Annotated in this window: 17 protein-coding genes; 6 read left to right on the top strand and 11 right to left on the bottom strand. The window is 69.5% G+C overall.

What is annotated here, in order from left to right; genetic code table 11:
• Positions 1 to 20 precede the first annotated feature (20 nt).
• The 3 genes from ACFSXZ_RS02710 to ACFSXZ_RS02700 all read right to left on the bottom strand — a co-directional run bounded on the left by ACFSXZ_RS02710 (position 21) and on the right by ACFSXZ_RS02700 (position 1,993).
• Positions 21 to 389: a GntR family transcriptional regulator gene (locus ACFSXZ_RS02710; RefSeq protein WP_449224269.1), complete on the bottom strand. Its 369-nt coding sequence runs from the start codon at positions 387 to 389 to the stop codon at positions 21 to 23.
• Between the two features lie 11 nt (positions 390 to 400).
• Positions 401 to 1,126 carry a hypothetical protein gene (locus tag ACFSXZ_RS02705; RefSeq protein ID WP_378260851.1) on the bottom strand — a complete coding sequence of 242 codons (726 nt, stop codon included), beginning with the start codon at positions 1,124 to 1,126 and terminating at the stop codon, positions 401 to 403.
• A gap of 288 nt (positions 1,127 to 1,414) precedes the next feature.
• A complete protein-coding gene (locus ACFSXZ_RS02700) occupies positions 1,415 to 1,993 on the bottom strand; it encodes a TetR/AcrR family transcriptional regulator (RefSeq protein ID WP_378260849.1) in 579 nt (192 codons plus the stop codon).
• Between the two features lie 84 nt (positions 1,994 to 2,077).
• Here ACFSXZ_RS02700 and ACFSXZ_RS02695 point away from each other — a divergent pair, with 84 nt between their 5' ends.
• Positions 2,078 to 2,959 carry an SDR family oxidoreductase gene (locus ACFSXZ_RS02695; RefSeq protein ID WP_378260847.1) on the top strand — a complete coding sequence of 294 codons (882 nt, stop codon included), beginning with the start codon at positions 2,078 to 2,080 and terminating at the stop codon, positions 2,957 to 2,959.
• Between the two features lie 246 nt (positions 2,960 to 3,205).
• On the opposite strand, the gene ACFSXZ_RS02690 is transcribed toward ACFSXZ_RS02695, so the two are convergent.
• Positions 3,206 to 3,568, bottom strand: coding sequence for a YybH family protein (locus ACFSXZ_RS02690; protein WP_378260845.1), 363 nt, complete (start codon positions 3,566 to 3,568; stop codon positions 3,206 to 3,208).
• 70 nt (positions 3,569 to 3,638) lie between these two features.
• Between ACFSXZ_RS02690 and ACFSXZ_RS02685 the strand changes: the two genes are divergently transcribed.
• On the top strand, positions 3,639 to 4,526 hold the full coding sequence (locus ACFSXZ_RS02685; RefSeq protein WP_378260843.1) for a LysR family transcriptional regulator: 888 nt from the start codon (positions 3,639 to 3,641) through the stop codon (positions 4,524 to 4,526).
• A 29-nt stretch (positions 4,527 to 4,555) separates the two neighbouring features.
• Here ACFSXZ_RS02685 and ACFSXZ_RS02680 read toward each other — a convergent pair whose 3' ends face one another.
• The 3 genes from ACFSXZ_RS02680 to ACFSXZ_RS02670 all read right to left on the bottom strand — a co-directional run bounded on the left by ACFSXZ_RS02680 (position 4,556) and on the right by ACFSXZ_RS02670 (position 9,187).
• Positions 4,556 to 7,255 carry a DUF7824 domain-containing protein gene (locus ACFSXZ_RS02680; RefSeq protein ID WP_378260841.1) on the bottom strand — a complete coding sequence of 900 codons (2,700 nt, stop codon included), beginning with the start codon at positions 7,253 to 7,255 and terminating at the stop codon, positions 4,556 to 4,558.
• Positions 7,252 to 8,640, bottom strand: a complete 1,389-nt coding sequence (locus ACFSXZ_RS02675) for an SWIM zinc finger family protein (protein WP_378260839.1) — start codon at positions 8,638 to 8,640, stop codon at positions 7,252 to 7,254. The genes ACFSXZ_RS02680 and ACFSXZ_RS02675 overlap by 4 nt, the downstream gene beginning before the upstream one ends.
• 106 nt (positions 8,641 to 8,746) lie before the next feature.
• Positions 8,747 to 9,187: a MerR family transcriptional regulator gene (locus tag ACFSXZ_RS02670; protein ID WP_378260837.1), complete on the bottom strand. Its 441-nt coding sequence runs from the start codon at positions 9,185 to 9,187 to the stop codon at positions 8,747 to 8,749.
• 25 nt (positions 9,188 to 9,212) lie between these two features.
• On the opposite strand from ACFSXZ_RS02670, the gene ACFSXZ_RS02665 reads away from it, so the two are divergent.
• The 4 genes from ACFSXZ_RS02665 to ACFSXZ_RS02650 all read left to right on the top strand — a co-directional run bounded on the left by ACFSXZ_RS02665 (position 9,213) and on the right by ACFSXZ_RS02650 (position 14,096).
• Positions 9,213 to 10,712 carry an MFS transporter gene (locus ACFSXZ_RS02665; RefSeq protein WP_378260835.1) on the top strand — a complete coding sequence of 500 codons (1,500 nt, stop codon included), beginning with the start codon at positions 9,213 to 9,215 and terminating at the stop codon, positions 10,710 to 10,712.
• Positions 10,713 to 10,799: 87 nt separating this feature from the next.
• Entirely contained in the window at positions 10,800 to 11,522 is a 723-nt protein-coding gene (locus tag ACFSXZ_RS02660) for a GAF and ANTAR domain-containing protein (protein WP_378260833.1), read from the top strand.
• An 11-nt stretch (positions 11,523 to 11,533) separates the two neighbouring features.
• The gene (locus ACFSXZ_RS02655) at positions 11,534 to 13,000 is read left to right on the top strand and encodes a PP2C family protein-serine/threonine phosphatase (protein ID WP_378260831.1); all 1,467 of its coding nucleotides are present in this window, start codon (positions 11,534 to 11,536) and stop codon (positions 12,998 to 13,000) included.
• Between the two features lie 37 nt (positions 13,001 to 13,037).
• Entirely contained in the window at positions 13,038 to 14,096 is a 1,059-nt protein-coding gene (locus ACFSXZ_RS02650) for a methyltransferase (RefSeq protein WP_378260829.1), read from the top strand.
• A gap of 16 nt (positions 14,097 to 14,112) precedes the next feature.
• Here ACFSXZ_RS02650 and ACFSXZ_RS02645 read toward each other — a convergent pair whose 3' ends face one another.
• Genes ACFSXZ_RS02645 through ACFSXZ_RS02630 form a run of 4 tightly spaced genes read right to left on the bottom strand, consistent with a single transcriptional unit; the run spans position 14,113 to position 17,688 of the window.
• Entirely contained in the window at positions 14,113 to 14,742 is a 630-nt protein-coding gene (locus ACFSXZ_RS02645; protein WP_378260827.1) for a response regulator, read from the bottom strand.
• Entirely contained in the window at positions 14,739 to 16,022 is a 1,284-nt protein-coding gene (locus ACFSXZ_RS02640; RefSeq protein WP_378260825.1) for a sensor histidine kinase, read from the bottom strand. Before ACFSXZ_RS02640 ends, ACFSXZ_RS02645 begins: the two co-directional genes overlap by 4 nt.
• 3 nt (positions 16,023 to 16,025) lie before the next feature.
• Complete coding sequence (locus tag ACFSXZ_RS02635; RefSeq protein WP_378260823.1) at positions 16,026 to 16,766, bottom strand: ABC transporter permease; 741 nt, start codon at positions 16,764 to 16,766, stop codon at positions 16,026 to 16,028.
• A gap of 13 nt (positions 16,767 to 16,779) precedes the next feature.
• Entirely contained in the window at positions 16,780 to 17,688 is a 909-nt protein-coding gene (locus ACFSXZ_RS02630; RefSeq protein WP_378260821.1) for an ABC transporter ATP-binding protein, read from the bottom strand.
• Positions 17,689 to 17,883 lie beyond the last annotated feature (195 nt).

Genomic DNA, 17,883 nt, shown 5'->3' with positions numbered 1-17,883 from the left:
AGCGCTGGGCACCACCGGTGCTACTCGGCTGCGGTGTAGGCGTCGCGCACGGCCTGAGTCGCGGTGTCGGCGTCCGCCCCCAGATCCCGGGCCAGCGCGGCGAATTCGGTCGCGGCGGACCGCAGGACGACGCCGGGGTCGGGATGCGTGGCCTGCTCGGCGACGACCGTGCCCTTGGCGCGCGCGGTGGTCACCCAGCCGGCGGTTTCCAGTTCCCGGTACACCCGGGCGATCGTCCCGGCGGCCAGACCGAGGTCGCGGGAGAGCTGGCGGATGGCGGGCAACCGGGAACCGGGCCGGAGCGCACCACTGATGATCAGACGGACGATCTGGTCGTGCACCTGCCTCCAGGGCGCGAGGCCGCTGTCGTTGTCGATGACAACTCGCAGGGACACGCGACTCAGCCCGTGGCGGCCGCGGCGCGGTGGCGATCGGGCTGGGCGATGGCGAGGAAGGCGACGATGCTGAGCACCTGGAACAGCAGGCCGGCCAGGTTCGTGACCGGGCCGACCAGCGAGGCCGGCCCGGCGATGCCGAGGCCGACCGCGACTCGCGCGCTGCGGGTGCGCAGCGCGTAGTCGACCTCGGGACGGCCGATCGACGGGCGGCGCACGGCGAGGAACACGATCAGCCAGGCCAAAGCGGTCCCCACGAGCGCCGCGGCCAGCTCCAGCCAGTGCCCCGTCATGGTCAGCCGCAGCACGGTGACCACGGTGCCGATGCCGAAGACGATCAGCGCCCAGAGCGGCGCGAAGTCGAGAATTCCGCGCTGTGCCAACGAGGCCGAACGTCGCGGCTCACGAGAGGGGCGCTGGGCAAGGATCTCGGCGAGCAGGCTGCCGAACAGTATGGTGTAGACCACCACCCACGCCGTGTCGCCCTCGCCGTCGATGGTGACACCGGTGTTCGCGACGGCGGGGATGCCCAGGAACAGCCACGGGTACCAAAACCGCCGCCGGCGCAGATAACGCACCGCGTCGGCCACGTCCTGTTCGAGCGGCTCGGCGACGCCCCAGCGGCGCAGCAGGCGCACGCCCTGACGGTCTCCCGGCCACAGCAGGAAAAGGAGCACCAGGCCGACAACGAACATGAAGACGGCGATGGCGATCTTGTTGTCCAACGGCATGCCACGACCTCCGGTCTTGTATCAAGCAGATGATACAAGACCGGAGAGCCGACGGCGGAACCAGGTCACCAGAGCGGCGTCCGGCCTTGGCGCGTCCAGCATGTGCCAGGTGACGATCAACGGCGCCGGACGCCCGTCCGCCGGAGACAACGCGGTGAACGGCACGCCGGCCGTGCCCGTGGTCGGCGACCGCGTGCGACCACGGTAGGCCAGTGGCAGCGCACCGGGAATCGGTTATGCCACAAGTGGAATCGACGGTGTCCGGCAGGCTGCCGAATGTGGCGACATTCAGCCCAGCGACGCTGTTGCCGTGCGCAGATCCCGCAGAGCGGCCAACGCATGGTGCGCGAGCCCTGTCGAGTCATCACGATCGCCTTCGGACCACTGGGCATAGCCCCGTTTGAAGGCCAGAACTCCCAGTTCCGCCGCGAGCTGCGCGGTCGGGTCGGGGACACCGCGGGCGATGAGTGCCTCGGTCATCGCGGCGGCGAGACCCACACTTTTGAGGGCGTCTCGCTCCTGAAGCTCGGTGCTGGCCGCCACGGCCGCTTTCAGGCGGGGGCCGAGTTCGCGGTTGGCCGGCCCCATACTGCTGGACGCGCGTTCGAGACCGGCCGCGATCGCTTCGAGCGGACTGGCGTCCGCGGGCGCCTCGGCGATCCCCTCGGCGAGCAACCTGCTCAACGTCTCCTGGCCGGCGACCAGCAGCTCACGCTTGTCGGAGAAGTGCCGGAAGAAGGTGCTCTTGGTAACCCCGGCGCGCTCGGCGATCTGCGCGACCGTGGTGGCGTCGTATCCCTGCTCGGTGAACAGGTCGACGGCCGCGATGACGAGCCGCTGGGTCGTCTCCGGTTGCCATCGCGCCATGAACGACATCATAGGTGATGGGACAAGAGTCCCGTCACTGTGTATCGTGATGGGACATCAGTCCCATCACTTCAGGAGAGTTTCATGCACGTCTTCGTCACCGGCGGTACCGGCACCATCGGCTTCCCCGTCGTCGGCGAGTTGCTCGCCGGCGGTCACACCGTTCTCGCGCTCGCCCGATCGGACAAGTCCGCGCAGGCCCTCACCGACGCCGGAGCGCAGGTACTGCGCGGACAGCTGGCCGACCTCGACGTTCTACGGGCCGGTGCCGCACAGGCCGACGGCGTGATCAGCCTGGCGTTCGGCAGCGACTACAGCACTGCCGAGGCCCTCGCGCGGTCGATCGCCGAGGAGAGTGCCGCTCTCGCCGCCCTGGGGGAAGAACTGCTCGGTAGCGATCGTCCGATCGTCACGGTCTCGGGCACACCGTGGGTGCCGGGCCGTCCGTCCACCGAGGCCGACCCCCTGCCGACCGACGGACCGGTGGGCGGTCGCGGCCGTTCGGTCAACGCGCTGCTGGAGCTGGCTTCGCGCGGGGTGCGCAGTACGGCTGTCCGCATGCCGCGCACGGTCCACAACGAGGGCAAGGGCGGATTCGCCGGCCTGTTGACGGAGCAGGCACGCCGGTCCGGCGTGGCCGGCTACCCCGGCGACGGCACCCAGCGCTGGCCGGCCGTGCACGCGCTCGACGCGGCGGTGCTCTTCCGGCTGGCCCTCGAGTCGGCACCCGCCGGGACGGCCTGGCACGCCGTGGCCGACGAAGGCGACGTTGTCCGCGACATCGCGACCGTCATCGGCCGGCGACTCGGCCTGCCGGTCGAGTCGGTGCCCGAGGAGAGCTTCGGCCCCTTCGGCCCGATCTTCGCCATGGACCAGCCGGCCTCCAGCGCCCACACCCGCGAGGTCCTCGGGTGGCAGCCCACGCGCCCCAGCCTCCTCGAGGACCTGGAGCACATCCAGCCCTGAGGGTCTCCCCGTTGGGCGCGTCGGTCATTACAACCACCAGTGGACCTGCGAGGCGGCGGCCGCCCTCGGGAATTCCACGGACATCACGAGGCCGTATTACTGTCAGCCCGCCGGTGGTGGCTGGACGAGCTTCGCCGCTACTGAAATCACGGTAGACGCTTGGGAACTCGACCGGTCGCTCGAATCCGGAAGTTCGAGCGACCGGTCTTTTATCCTGGCGGGGACTATCCCTCGCACCTTTTCCGGTCAGCCATGAATTTCCGGGCGGTCGATGACGCGCAACCAGCTTCCGTCCGGTTCCCGGCGCGTCACCTGCACCCTGACCCCGGTGTTGTCGGCCGAACGGGTCGAGGTGAGGGCGAGGTCGCCGCAGTGCACGGTGGGCAACGATTCTTCCAGGGCGAAGGGCCCTGGGGCGTGTTCCACGAGTCGTTCGAGCACAGCACGGATCGCATCGCGGCCCACCGTGGCCTCGCCGGGCGGGTACGCGAGCACCGCATCGGGGGCGTACAGCTCGGCCATACCCTCGGCATCGCGGGCGTTGGCTCGTTCGACGAACAGTCTGGCCAGGTCTTCGGGCTGAGCGGCCCGTTCGCGGTTGTCTGTCATGTGTTCAGCCTGGGGCTGTGCGACCTAGAAGTCCAACATCTAGTTTTTCTCAGAGCTATAATCCGCAGTTATGGAACTGCGTCAGCTCGAGTACTTCGTGGCCGTGGCCGAGGAACAGAACTTCACCCGGGCGGCGGCGAGGGTCCACGTGGCGCAACCCGGGGTCAGCGCGCAGATCAGGCGGCTGGAACGGGAATTCGGCCAGGAGTTGCTCGATCGCGGCGGTCGTTCCGTCCGTCTCACCGCCGCAGGCGAAGCGGTCCTGCCCTATGCCCGCGCGGCGCTGGCCGCGGTCGCCGGTGCCCGCCTGGCCGTCGACGAGCTGGCCGGGCTGCTGCGCGGGCAGCTCGCGATCGGCACGGTCACTTCGCACAACGTGGATCTGCCGGGGCTGCTCGCCGAATTCCACGACGCCCACCCGGCGGTGGAGATCACCCTGGCCGAGGCGACCACCGACGAGCTCGTCGACGGTCTGCGTACCGGTCGGTTCGACGCGGCGATCGTCAGTATCGGCAGCGTGGTGCCGGAGGGCCTGGACATCCAGGTGATCACCGAACAAGCGATCGTCGTCGCGGTCGGCCACGACCACGAACTGGCCGCGCACGCCACGATTTCACTCGACACCCTGCGGGGCCGTCCGCTGATCAGCCTGCCGGAAGGCACCGGGATACGCGCGCGGCTCGACGAAGCGTGCGCCGTCAACGGATTCGCGCCACGGATCGCCTTCGAGGCCGGAGACCCCGAGGTCCTGGCACAACTCGCGGCGCGGGGGCTCGGAGTGGCGATCCTGCCGGAAGCATTCGCCGAAGCCCGCGCGGACCGGCTCCGGCCGATTTCGATCACCCGCCCCGGGCTTCGTGGACGGCTCGCTTTCGCTTGGCGCGCAAAGGGTCCCGTCAGCCCCGCCGCCCGCGTCCTGATCGAACGAGCCAGGAAGATGCTTGCCGCATCGCGATGAACGGGAAGTCAGGCGGGCGGAAAGCGCTTTCAGGGCTGCGAGGCCTTGAGCGCGGCCAGGAGCCTCCGGGCCTCGAGGACGAGTTGCGCGGAACCTCGGCGCGCGGCGATTTCCTCCAGGTGCGGGATTTCCGCGACCGGACGGCATCGCTCGGCGCATTCGGCGGCCACCGCGAGGAAAGCACCCGCGCCACGGCCGGCCTTCGGGTCGGCCAGCAACACCGGCAGCGCCGCGGCCAGGACGGCGAACGTGGTGGCGTGCGCTCCCCCGTCCGCCGCGGTGCGCAGCGCGTCGGAGACCCGGGTGGCCTTGAGGAGACCACGACAGATGAGTTCGGCGATGTCCTTGCCGAACCGGCCGGCGTCGAGGGCTCCGGTCGCGGCGAGCATCAGCAGCGCATCGACCGCACCGACCCGGTCTTTGACGCCGCGCGCGCCCAGGCCGTAGGCGACGACGAGATGTGTCGCGGGCCCGGCCGGTCCCGGTGCCTCGGCGAGCGCGGGCAGGCAGCGTCCGGAGCCGGGGATCTCTCCTGGCACGGCTTGACCGATCGGGCCCAGCAGGTGCGCGGCCAGGGTTTCCCGGTGCCCGGGCAGCGTCCCCAGCCACACCGGAACGTTCCAGGGAAGCGAGTGGTGGCACTGGCTGTTGTCCAAGGCCGGGGTGAGCGGTGGTGCCAGATACCGGAAAGGCTCGCCGAAATGCTCCGCCAGCGCGGGCAATCCGGCATTGCTCGTCAACATCGCGGGTTGACGGTGCGATTTGTGGGCGGGCGGTTCCGGAAGCGTGATGAGGACGTGCTCTCCTTCGGGCGGCTGCGGAATACCGCCGGAGCGCAGCCATTCCACGAGCCTCCGGCCCTCCGGCGAGCCGAGATCTTCCGCTGCCTGCTGTGCGCTCTCGTCGATCCGCACCCGCAACAGCGCCTGCTCGAAATCGACCGTCCCCACGGGCAGTCCAAGCCGCTGGTATTCACGCAATCGTGCCACCAGCTCCGCCGGCTCCAGCTCGCCGGTTTCGAAAGTCGGCGTGGACAGGAGAAACGGCGTCGGCGTGTTCTTGGACATCCGCAGCGCCACTTCCCACATCCGCGCCAACAGGACCCACTCGTAGATATCGAGCGCGTCGAAGGGGCACCTCCGCGCTCTGCGGCGCTCCTCGGGGGCCGAAAGCAGGAGGTGCGGAGGCAACTCGCCCAACAACGTCGACACCACAACGGTGAGGGGGTGCGGATTTCCCCGGACGGCGGTGAAAGGATTGTGCAACCCGAAGATGTCCCGGACCGCGGGGCGCAAGGCCTCCGCGAGCTCCACCCAGTCGCGGTGGGCGTGCCGTACCAGGCCGTCCAGGACGCGCTCGAGCACCGCTCCGCTGACGCCGAAACCGTCCTGTTCCGCTTCCAGTTCGTAAGCCCGGAAAAGCAGGACCACGTCCATGGCGAGTTCGTCGACGCCCTCGGGTGCGGGGGCCAGTCGTCGGGGCTCGACGGCGGCGGGGAGCGCTTCCTGATAGTCCTCCGAGTCGGGGCCGGTCGGGGTGAGCGGGGCGCCGAAGAGCTTGTCCGCGCGGGCCCGCAGATCGCCGGTCAGCGCCGTCGCGGCCTCCGCCAACTCCGTCCGCGCGCGCTGGCTCACCGCGTCGAGGTGACGGGCCACCAGCTTGAGCGCACGATCCTGAATGTCGGTCTCCGCACTGGAGAATCCCTCGGCCACGGCGGGTAACAAGGTTTCCGCGCCGGATCGATCACGGGCGAGTGCCTTGCCCAGCAGGACGAAATGGGCGCGCACGGGTTTCTTCTCGGTACGGAACAAGACGGCGCGAGTGGCCTCGGCCAGCGACTGAACCGGAAGCCGGTCCCCTTCCCACAGCCGCCGCAGCATTTCCTGGGCTCGGTCGACCACCACCAGCAAGGGCGAATCCGCGACCAGGTGGACCCAGTCGCCGGTCCGGTCCGCCATCTCGTCGGCGGAAAGGTCCAATCCGGCCAGGATCGCGAGATAACCACGCGCCATCGAGGGGGTCTCGGTGCCCCGCACCAACCGGGAAACACAGCGCGCCACCAGCATGTCGCGCTCGACGAACCCGGTAGCCGCCAGTTCGGCCAGGGCGGTGCTCCAGACGAGTTCCGGCCGGCGGGCCGCCCACCAGTGCTCCATCCAGTTGATCTCGGCCCCGACCTCGGCCACATCGAACAGCCTCGGCAGCAGGACGGGCGTGAACTCGTCAGCGCGCAGCCGGTCGGCGAGCGGGCCTGCCGGGGTGGCGGTCTCGTGAACCCAGCCGCGGACGAAGGCGTCGCTGGTGGGTACCGCACAGCCCGACATCCGGACGAGACCGGCGACGAGTTCGTAACTTGCCTCGGCCACCGCGTCCCGGCCGGCGAGCCGCTGGGCGAGGTCGCCGAGCCACTCGCGGCCCCGGTCGGCGAGCACGTCGAAGAGCGGTTCCCACGGCTTCCCGAAGACGCGGTCGATGGTCGACAGCCAGGCCGCGGCGGCCGCCGCACCGGGATTGCAGGCGGCACCCGCGATCAGCGTCGCGCGAACACAGTCGCGGAAATTGTCCGGCCGGGCGGTCCGCAGTTCCTTCCGCCGCGCTCGCAGCTCCGGCAGGCAGGCCCGGCGCTGGGCGTCGGTCAGTGCCTTCAACAGACCCGGCAGGTCTTCGACCCGCCCCCGCCGCACCGCGGTACACAGATCCGAGACCTCGGGCGGAACCGGCGCGGTCACTGCGAAATCTCCTTCGCCGCCTGGACCGCGCTTCTTCGCGTGATCGTGACCGCCAGCGCGTGCTTGCACGGTCCACGACCGCCCCGGTAAGTCGTCCACCACTGGCACGTGCAAGCCGGCGAGGAGTCCGCGCACCGGACTCGGTGAACTTTCCCGTTCGAAGTCACTGTCGCGCCCTCGCCGTCGTCGTCGAGGACGACGGCACCGGCATCGACCAGTTCACGCGCCGCCCGCAGACGCGGGTTGTGCTTGTCCACCCGTTGAGCCTCGTAGGGCAGTTCGCGGTGGAAGTAGGCCGAGTCGGCGAGATCGAAACCGATGCGGCCCGAAGCACCGAGCCAGGCCAGGGCCGCACGAACCTGCTGGGGAGTCAGACCGGACCGGACGGCCAGGTTTCGCGGATCCAGACGCGGTTCCCAGGAAAGCAGCATCGCCAGCAGTTCGCCGTCGACTCCCGCGCCGTCCGAGGCGAGCGCGTCCAGTGCCGCGCCTTCGCCGGAGAATCCGCGGCCAAATTCCGGTGACAGCACGAAAGTCAGTCGCATACCGGGCAGCAGCACTTCCCACGCGCTCGACGCGACGGTGTCCAGGCGGTCCACGGACGGTCCGTAGACGCGCAGGCCAGTGGCGTGCCGCAGAACGCGTCGCAGGGACACCAGCCGTTGCCCACCGGCCAGGCACACCGCGCCCGGGCCCGGCCTGGTCGTCGGCCGCAGGCTCCGCCCGGCGGGCATCATCCACACCGTCGACGAGCCACGACCGGGCCGGAAAGCGGTGCGCAGGAACGTTATCGCCTCCGCCGCGGGCAATTCGGCACGCAGATCGAAACCCGCGGTGATCGCCGCCGCCTCGGCGAAACCGCGCAACCAGCGGTCGGACAGAGGAACCTTTTTCTCCACGACCTCGCCATCGACGGTGGTGACCGCCACCTCGTCGCTACCGACCCGCAGATACAGCGGGTCCTCCCGACCGATGTGGGACAGCGCGTCCCGCAAGGGCTCGTTGACGTCGACATTCGTCGTGCCATAACCGATTTCGTCGCCGTCCAGCCCCTCGCGCAAAAGATCGAGACGGGCGTAGACACCACAGCAGGCGGAAAACGACTCCCAGCGCAACCGGTCGCCGTTACCGGTGACCACTGGGTCGAGGAAACGCGAAAGGTCACGCCGGTCGTATCGCGCGCTCGCCACGTCTGCCACCGCCAGCACGGCCGCCGCGGCGGCGGCAGGCTCGGTGAGGAACCCGGAATAGAACCGCGGGTGAGCCGGCCGGCCACGCGAGGTCGACCCGCCGGAGGTCGCCAGATCGAGGCTGCGCGTGCCGTCGATGCCGGGACGCACAGCCGAGGGCCGCGAGTACTGCACTGTGTGGGTCAACCGGGACACTTCGGAGAAGGTACTCAACGATCACTGTCGGTCAACGGTGATCGGAGGCCCTGGGCCTAATTTGGGGGTTTCCCCTCAGTTCTTCGAGGGACAGCACTCCGGCCGCTCAGCGAGCGACGGCCGGAGGCACCGACGCCCACAGACGGTCCGCGTCGCCCGCGGCGAGCCTGCCCCGGTAGACGTCGATCTTGTGGTCGATGAGTTCCAGGTTCTCCCGCAGCGCGTCGAGTTTGGCGAGCACGTCGGCGCGATGCTGTTCCATCAGGGCCAGTCGTTCGTGCTCGTTGCCGTGCCCGGCGGCGACGAGCTGGGCGTAGCGCCGGATGGTCTTGATCGGCATGCCGGTGGCCCGCAGCCTGGTGCAGACGGTGATCCAGTCGAGGTCGAGACGGCGGTAGCGCCTCCGGCCACCGGCGGTACGGTCGATCGCGGTGACGACCAGCCCCGCGCGCTCGTAGTAGCGCAACGTGTGCACGCTGACCCCGGTGCGGCGCGCGGCCTCGGCGATACTCACGCCTTCTTCGGACTCCGCGTTGACTTCGAGCACGCTCTAAATCCTACCGTTCGCAGGCATGAGACCCTCAATTCCGGCCGGCGAACCCGGGCGGCGTCACCGGTCGCTGGTGCTCGCGATCTGCTGCGCCAGCGTGATCGTCGTGGTCATGGACCTCACGATCGTCAACGTCGCGCTGCCCGCGATCCACCGTGACCTGCACTCCTCACTCTCCAGTCTACAGTGGACAGTCGACGTCTACAGCCTGGTGCTGGCGGGTTTCCTGGTGCTGGCCGGGTCCGCCGCCGACCGGTTCGGCCGCCGGCGCGTGTTTCAGATCGGGCTGGGGGTTTTCGGACTCGGTTCCCTGCTGTGCGGGCTCGCGCCGGACACCGGATGGCTGATCGCGGCACGGGTTCTGCAGGCCGCCGGGGGCACCATGCTCAACCCGGTGGCGATGGCGATCGTGGCCACCACTTTTTCCGGCCCGGCCGAGCGGGCCAGGGCGATCGGCGTCTTCGGCTCGATCTCCGGCCTGGCGATGGCGCTGGGCCCGATCATCGGCGGGATACTGGTGGACACCCTCGGCTGGCACGCCGTCTTCTGGATCAACGTGCCCATCATCGCCGTGGCGATCGTGTGCACCGCGCTGTTCATCCCCGAATCCCGCGCCGCCCGGCCCCGCCGGTTCGATCCGGTGGGCCAGATCCTCGTGATCCTCGTGCTGGGAAGCCTCGTCTACGCGATCATCGAGGTTCGATCGCAGGGCTGGACCTCGCCAGTGATCCTCGGGCTGTCCGCCGTCGCCGCGCTCGGCGCACTGGCCCTCCTCCGCTACGAACCGCGCCGCGCCGATCCGCTGCTGGAACTGCGCCTCTTTCGCAGCATGCCGTTCACTTCAGCGATCCTGACCGCGCTTTTCGCACTGTGCGGGTTCGGCGCGTTCCTGTTCGTCACCACCCAGTACCTGCAGGATGTGCGCGGCCTGCCCGGACTGGCGGCCGGGCTGTGCCTGGTCCCGGTCGGCGCGCTGGTCGTGCTCCTGTCCCCGCTCGCCGGCCGGATGATCCCGAAACGCGGCCCCCGGCCGCCCCTGGTGATCGCCGGGGCCGCGCTCGCACTCGGCGGAGCGGCGTCGCTCCGGCTCGGACCGGCCACCCCGCTGCCGGCCGTCCTGGGGACGTTCCTGCTGTTCGGTGTCTTCCTGGGCGCCGTCAACCCGCCGATCACCAACACCGCGATCTCCGGAATGCCGCGCTCGATGGCGGGGGTGGCCGCCTCGCTGGCCTCCGTCGGCAGGCAGGCCGGCGCCACCCTGGGCGTGGCGATCTCCGGAACGATCCTCGGATCGGCCGGCGGGGCCGCCTTCACCACCGCCGAACACGGCGTGTGGTGGCTGGTCCTCGTGCTCGGCGTGGGCATCATGGCCCTGGGCGTGCTTGGTACCGGTGCCTGGGCGCGCCGCACCGCTCAGCATGCCGCAGCGCTGTTCGACGAGATGGACCAGGGCGCCGCCCACACCGCGAACGCACCGGATCTGCCCGGAGTTTCACCAGGACCTGCCCGCCCACTACCGTGACGGACGACGGCTGTATCAGCCGGGCCACTCCTCGGCCACTCACTCCGGCGAGGTCACGGGCTCACATGTGGGAGTAGGGGTGGGGCGATGGCAGCGGAGATGCCCCTGGCGGACGAACTCGGCGCGATGTTCGCCCGGATGTCGGGGTTGTTGTTGTCCCGGGAGACGGTGGAGGAGGCGCTGCGGTCGATCACCGCGCTGGCGGCCGAGGTCTTCGCGGGGACCACCGGGGCCGGCGTCACGCTGCTGGACGAGCACGGTGAGCGGGCGACCTCCGCGGCCACCGATCCCGTGGTGGAGCGCCTGGACTCGGCGCAGTACCAGTTGGGCGAAGGGCCCTGCCTGACGGCGTGGCGGCAACGGACCACCATCCGCATCGACGACCTGCGCGAGGAACGGCGGTGGCCGGAGTGGACCGCGGCCGTGACCGGGACGGGCGTGCGGTCGGCGCTGAGCGTGCCGCTGGTCGGCAAGGCCGACGGGCTCGGCGCGTTGAAGGTCTACGCGACCCGGCCCGGCGTCTACGGCGAACGGGAGGAACAGCTGCTGACCATGTTCGCCGCCCAGGCGGCCATTCTGCTGACCAACATGCGCACCGCCCAGGACGCCGGACACATCAGCGACGCGTTGACCGAAGCGCTGCGGGCCCGCGATGCGCTCAGCATGGCCAAGGGCGTCATCATGGGCCGCGACGGAGTGGACGAGCGTACGGCGTTCCTGACCCTGGTCGAGGATGCCGGCCGGCAAGGCCGCACGGTCCGTGACGCCGCCGACGAACTGGCCCGGGCCAGCTTCCGGCGTCGTCGCTGACAGGCCCCGCGATGAATGACGATCGTGCCCGCGACCAGCGACGCAGCCTCGTTCAGGCGTGGTCGCGTGCTCAACTGACCATCGAAGGACTCTGGAGCCGCTACTTCGCGCTCGGCGGCCAGGCCGGCCTGATGGACGTCGACGCCTATCTCAACGGGCTCGGTGAGTTGCCGCCGCTGCAACGAGATGTGCTGGCCCAAGCCGTCAACGAACGCCTCGACGAACTGGCCGGGGCGCACCGCGCCGCCTACAGCAGGCCGATCCGGCAACGCCTTCCCGCCAGTCCTCCGCTGGCCGCGCTGGTCGAACTGCTCGACCGCGTCGTGCTGGCGCCCCCGGACCGGATGGCCGAGATCGCCGCCGCGGCAGGGAAGGCCCTCGGCGTGGCGGTGACCCTCTTCCTGATCGACTACGACCAGCGCACCCTGCACCCGGTGCCGCACGCGGACGGCAGCACCGAACGCGTGTCCCTGGACGTCGACACCACACTGGCCGGGCGGGCGTTCCGGCACGTCCAGACCCTGCCGGCCGACACCGCGCAGCCGCCCTGCCTCTGGGTGCCGCTCCTGGACGGGGTGGAACGGCTCGGCGTGATGGCGGTCGAGGTCACCGACCCCGACGACCTGTACGACCCGGGCCTGCGCGCCCATTGCCGTTGGGTGGCCATGCTGGTCGGGCACCTGCTCATCGCGCTCAACCCCCACGGTGACGCCCTGGATCGCGTCCGGCTGACCAGACCTCGCCAGCCCAGCGCGGAACTGGTCTTCTCGCTCCTGCCGTCGCTGACCGCGGGGGTCGACAGTTTCGTCGTCACCGGCATGCTCGAACCCTGCGAGCGGGTCAGCGGCGACGCCTTCGACTACGCGCTGTCCGAATCCACCGCGCACCTCATCATGCTGGACGCGCTCGGGCACGACCTGAGCAGCGGCCTGATCGCGGCCGCCGCCGTGTCGGCCCACCGCTCCGCCCGTCGCGCCGGGAACGACCTGGCCGAACAAGCCCACCGTATCGATCAGACCCTGCGCGAGCATTTCGCCACCGCGACCTTCGCCACCGGTGTCCTGGTCGAGATCGACCTGCCCACCGGGCGGCTGCGCTACGTCAACGCCGGACATCCCCAGCCCCTGATCATGCGGGACGGCAAGATCGTCAAACCGCTCGCCGGTGCGCTCTGCCTGCCTCTGGGCCTTGGCCCCCTCGACGTCATGATCGCCGAGGAAACTCTCGAACCGGACGACTGGCTGATCCTCTACACCGACGGCATCACCGAAGCCCGCGACGCCACCGGAGAATTCTTCGGCGAAGAACGGCTCGTCGACTTCCTTCGCCGCGAAGCGGCCGCCGGATACCCGCCACCGGAGACCGCCCGGCGGCTCATCCAAGCCGTTCTCCAGCACCAGCAAGGCGTTCTGCAGGACGACGCCGCCATCGTGCTCGCCCGCTGGACCAGCCCCGGCCACCTCGACCCCGAACGTTGAACGTGCCGTCGTTCCCGTGGCAAGGAGGGCAAGGTTGATGATCAAAGATCCCGACGAGACAGGTGTCACCAGGTCCGACCAGCTCGACGTCCCGCTGCCCCCCACCGTGGTGATGGCGCGACTGCTGAACGGGTTCGTGGTGTCTCAGGCTTTGTTCGTCCTCGCCGACGCCGGTGTCGCGACGATTCTGGCCGACGAGGGACCCCAGGCGATCGCGACCCTGGCCGAACGCACCGGCTCCGATGTCGATGTCCTCACTCGTCTGATCCGCTCCCTCACGCCTCACGGCATCTTCCGGACCGAGCGCGGCAAGGTGGCCGTCACCGCACTCGGCGCGACTCTCTCCGAAAACCACCCGCAGTCCGTGTTCGGCATCGCGTTGGCGAGCCTGCACCTTCACTATCGGGCCGCCGCCGAGCTGAGGCACACCCTGCGGACTGGGGAGTCCGCCGCGTCCAAGTACTTCGGCAAGCCCTACTTCGATCACCTCGCCACGGATCCGCCCCTGGCCGCGATCTTCGGAAAGGCGATGACCGACTTCGCCAGGACCATGCGGGCCGGGACTTTCGACGACTACCGGCTTCCGGACGGTGAGCTGATCGCCGACATCGGCGGCGGGGACGGCACTATCCTCACCGAACTGCTGCGCGCGGACGTCCGGCCCGGCCGGCGGGGGATCGTCTTCGACCGCCCGGGCGTCGTCGAGTCCGCACACGCGGTGCTCGCCGCCGCCCGGCTGACCGAACGCGTCGACGTGGTCGCCGGGGACTTCTTCGCCGAGGTCCCACGTGCGGACATCTACCTGCTGAGCTGGATTCTCCACGACTGGATCGACGAGGAAGCCCTCAAGATCCTGCGGACCGTCGCGGCCGCGGCGCCGGCCGGCTCCCGGCTGCTCGTCGTCGAGCAGGTCATGCCCGCGGGCGATGAGCCGCATCCCGCCAAGGAAATGGACCTCGCCATGGTGTGCCTGGTCGGTGGGAGGGAACGCACCGAGAGTGAGTTCCGGGCGTTGCTCGGTGACGCGGGCTTCGTCGTCGAACGGATCGTGTCCACGCCGACCCCTTTGATGATTCTCGAGTCGGTCAAGGCATGACGCCCGGTCGCCCGCTTCAGTTTCCTGGGGTCAGGTAACCGCGGGAGAAGGCGGCGGCCACCGCGGCCGCACGGTCGTTGACGCCGAGTTTGGCGTACACGTGCAGCAGATGCGTCTTGACCGTCGCCTCGCTGATGAACAGTTGTTTCGCCGCCTCACGATTGGTCGAACCGGCGGCGATCAGCTCCAGGACCTCCAGTTCACGCTGCGACAGCGGCTCCGAAGCCGGCTGGCGCATCTGTCCCATGAGCCGGGTCGCGACGGCGGGCGAGAGCACCGCCTGGCCCTGCGCGGCCGCCTCCACCGCACGGAACAGTTCCTCCCGTGGAGCGTCCTTGAGCAGGTAGCCGGTGGCGCCGGCCTCGATGGCAGGCAGCACATCGCTGTCGGTGTCGTAGGTGGTGAGCACCAGAACCCGGGCCCGCACACCGCGTTTCGCCAGTTCCTTGATGGCGGTGACGCCATCGGTCCTCGGCATCCGCAGATCCATCAGGATCACGTCGGGCTGGAACTTCTCCCCCGCCGCGATCGCCTCCGCTCCGTCTCCGGCCTCGCCGAGCACCTCGAAACGGGGGTCGGCGCTGAACATGCCCCGCAACCCGTCCCGCACCACCGGGTGATCGTCGACGATCAACAGCGTGATCATGCCCCGCCCCCAGCCGGAATCGCGGGCACGGTCGCCGAGATCACCGTGCCACCACCGGGTTCGGACTCGATGTCGAGCCGTCCCGCCAGGCGCTGCACGCGCTGGCGCATACCGGCGAGACCGAACCCGCCGTTCCCGGAACCGTTGGCGCGCTTGATGTGCGGGTCGAACCCCACCCCGTCGTCGCGCACGTCGAGAGTCACCAGGTCCTCCATGTAGGACAGGGTCAGGCCGACCCGGTGGGCCTGCGCGTGCTTGGCCACGTTCGTCAGCGCTTCCTGCGCGGTCCGCAACAGTGTCACCTCGACGTCGGCGTGCATCGGCCGCGCGTCGCCGGTGGTGGTCAGCACGGCGTCGACCTGGTTCACCTCGGACCAGCGCCTGGCCACATCGCTGATCGCCTCCGGGAGCCGGGATTCCGCGAGCACCACCGGCTCCACGGCATGCACCGTGCGACGGGCCTCGGTCAGGCTCTCCCTGGCCAGGTTCATCGCGTTCGTCATGTGGCGGCGCACCGTCGACGGCTTGTCCATGGTCTGCTCGGCGGCCTGCAGTTGGGTGAGGATCCCGGCCAAGCCCTGAGCGAGGGTGTCGTGGATCTCCCGCGCCATCCGCTGCCGCTCGTCCAGCACCCCGGCTTCACGGGCCTGCACCAGCAACTGGGCGTGCAGGCCCGCGTTCTCCTCGAGTGCCGCCTCGAGCTTGAGGTTCGCCTTGTGCAACTCCGCGAGCGCCTGCTTCTGCTTGTCGTTGCGCACGTCGGCCATGTCGGCGAAGTAGGAGAACGCGCAGGCCAACACCGTGCAGATCGCGCCGACAGCCGGCCAGGCCCACCACAGGTCCGACGCCCTGATGTTGGGCAGCCCGCCGAGATACGACACCGACGCGACCATCGCCGTGGCGGCCACACCGACGTATCGCCAGCGGCCTTTCAGGTACTGGAACGCCTGGGGGTAGCCGGCGAAGGTGAAGAAGCCGTACCAGGGCGCGAGCGCCACCAGACCGAAGGCCAGCGCCAGCAGAACCGCGTAGTACAACCCCATCAGCGGAGCGTTGTCGTGCCAGTCCGGGTGGAGCGTGTGAAACCAGAGCATCCAGAGCGCGGCCACGAGCGTGAGGCCGAGTACCGGCGGATAGGGCACCGACTGATGCCACAGGGGCTGCAGCAGCGTGATCACGGTGCCGATGCACAGGAGAACGTACGGGAGGACCTTGGCGACCGCGTTTTCCTTGCGCTCCCAGCGGTCGAACTCCTCACGCAGTTCGGCCTCGATGCTCACGACCTACTCCCAGCGGAAGTACCGCGCGGCCAGCCCACCGGCCACGATCGTCCACCCCAGCATGACGGCCAGATGCAGCGGGTGCGGCCACCCACCGGACGCGGCGTCCTGCAATGATTGCACGCCCGCGCCGAGCGGGGTGAAGTCACTGATCGTGCGCAGGACGTCGTTCATCTTGTCGCGCGGAACCCAGAGACCGGCGAAAAAGACGATCGGGAAGAACAGCAGTGTCCCGATCGCGCCCGCGCTCTTGCCGCTCGGCGCCAGCGAAGCCACGAGCAGACCGAGCGCGAACATCGCCAGGGCGGCCAGCAGATAACTCACCAGGAAGCCGGGCAACTGCCGGGGCAGGTTCACGTCGAAGGCCAGCCGGGCGATGACCAGCACGGCCACCATCGTCACCACGGACAGGATCGTGGCCATCAGCATCTGCGCGCCGAGCATCGCCGCCGGCTTGACCGGTGTGGTCCGCATCCGCCGCAGCACACCCTTCTCGCGATAGGTGGCGAACAGCTGCGACAAGGCGTTGAGCGCGAACAAGGCAAGGCTCATCGCGATGAGGATCGGGACGTACAGGCTGATCAGCCGGACGCCGCCGAGATCCGGGCTGGGTGCTCGCATCGCGGGGACCAGACCGAGGATGACGAGCAGGATCGGGGGAAACGCGACCGCGAAGAACACGACGACCGGTTCGCGGAAGAACAGCTTGGTCTCGGTGGCGGTGAGCCGGGTCAGAGCGGACATGATCTTCTTCTCCTCAGGCGTCGATGGGGCGGCCGGTGAGCGCGACGAACGCGTCGTCGAGCGTGGTCTGCTCGACCCGCAGGTCGGCCGCGGTGACCTGGTTCCGGGCGAGCACCGTGGTCACGGCGAGCAGCAGGTTCCCGGTGCCGGTCACGACGAGCTGACTGCCGGCCCGCTCGACGGAGGTGACCTCGGGCAGCGCGGTCAGCACGGCGTGGTCCAGCGGCGCGGACGGCCGGAACCGGACGCGTTGGCGGTCGTCGACCCGCGAGACCAGGCCTGCCGGGGAGTCGAGCGCGACGAGGCGGCCGGAGTCGATCACGGCCAGCCGGTCGCACAGTCGTTCCGCTTCTTCCATGAAGTGCGTGACCAGCAGGATCGTCACGCCCCGGTCGCGGATGCGCTCGATCAGCTCCCACGTGTCGCGCCGAGCCTGCGGGTCCAGACCGGTGGTCAGCTCGTCGAGCACGGCCACCTTCGGGTTGCCGACCAGGGCGAGCGCGATCGACAGGCGCTGTTTCTGCCCACCGGACAGTCGCCGGAACTGTGTGCCGAGCTTGCCGGTGAGCTTGAGGGTGTCGATCAGCTCCCGCCAGTCGGCCGGCTCACGATAGAACGAGCTGTAGAGTTCCATCGCCTCGCCGACCTTGAGTTTCTCGGGCAGCTCGCTTTCCTGGAGCTGGGCGCCGAGCAGCTGCCGCAGATCACCGGTGTCGCGCTGCGGGTCGATACCGCAGACCCGGATGGTGCCGCCGTCCGGGGTGCGCAACCCCTCGACGCATTCGACGGTGGTGGTCTTACCGGCCCCGTTGGGGCCCAGGATGCCGAAGATCTCGCCCTGCTCGACGGCGAAACCGACCCCGTTCACCGCGGTGTGGTCGCCGTAGCGCTTGACGAGGCTGTCTACCTCGATGATTGCCATACGAAAAGCGTGCCGCCGGACAGGGGCGCGCCGAATCGGCCGCGCGGCCAGGGCCCGCCCCCGGCGCGGTGGATGCCGCCATCAACCGATCGGCTGATGGACGCGGACTGGTGTCGTGTCGAGTCCCCTCCATCACCGTGTCCGCAGGCCGTAGGCTACATTCAAATGCCTTCACCATCTGACATCATCATCTGA

It is taken from the genome of Amycolatopsis pigmentata (genome assembly GCF_042684065.1).
GTDB classification, from domain to species: Bacteria; Actinomycetota; Actinomycetes; order Mycobacteriales; family Pseudonocardiaceae; genus Amycolatopsis_E; species Amycolatopsis_E pigmentata.
The sequence above is the reverse complement of the archived record's forward strand: the minus strand, read 5'-3'. Positions and strand labels throughout refer to the sequence as shown.

Coding starts and splice junctions, on each gene's coding strand:
- ACFSXZ_RS02665 (WP_378260835.1), top strand. CDS start 9,213: ATGAGACCCTCAATTCCGGCCGGCGAACCCGGGCGGCGTCACCGGTCG.
- ACFSXZ_RS02635 (WP_378260823.1), bottom strand. CDS start 16,766: ATGTCCGCTCTGACCCGGCTCACCGCCACCGAGACCAAGCTGTTCTTC.
- ACFSXZ_RS02650 (WP_378260829.1), top strand. CDS start 13,038: ATGATCAAAGATCCCGACGAGACAGGTGTCACCAGGTCCGACCAGCTC.
- ACFSXZ_RS02695 (WP_378260847.1), top strand. CDS start 2,078: ATGCACGTCTTCGTCACCGGCGGTACCGGCACCATCGGCTTCCCCGTC.
- ACFSXZ_RS02660 (WP_378260833.1), top strand. CDS start 10,800: ATGGCAGCGGAGATGCCCCTGGCGGACGAACTCGGCGCGATGTTCGCC.
- ACFSXZ_RS02645 (WP_378260827.1), bottom strand. CDS start 14,742: ATGATCACGCTGTTGATCGTCGACGATCACCCGGTGGTGCGGGACGGG.
- ACFSXZ_RS02700 (WP_378260849.1), bottom strand. CDS start 1,993: ATGGCGCGATGGCAACCGGAGACGACCCAGCGGCTCGTCATCGCGGCC.
- ACFSXZ_RS02705 (WP_378260851.1), bottom strand. CDS start 1,126: ATGCCGTTGGACAACAAGATCGCCATCGCCGTCTTCATGTTCGTTGTC.
- ACFSXZ_RS02685 (WP_378260843.1), top strand. CDS start 3,639: ATGGAACTGCGTCAGCTCGAGTACTTCGTGGCCGTGGCCGAGGAACAG.
- ACFSXZ_RS02655 (WP_378260831.1), top strand. CDS start 11,534: ATGAATGACGATCGTGCCCGCGACCAGCGACGCAGCCTCGTTCAGGCG.
- ACFSXZ_RS02690 (WP_378260845.1), bottom strand. CDS start 3,568: ATGACAGACAACCGCGAACGGGCCGCTCAGCCCGAAGACCTGGCCAGA.
- ACFSXZ_RS02630 (WP_378260821.1), bottom strand. CDS start 17,688: ATGGCAATCATCGAGGTAGACAGCCTCGTCAAGCGCTACGGCGACCAC.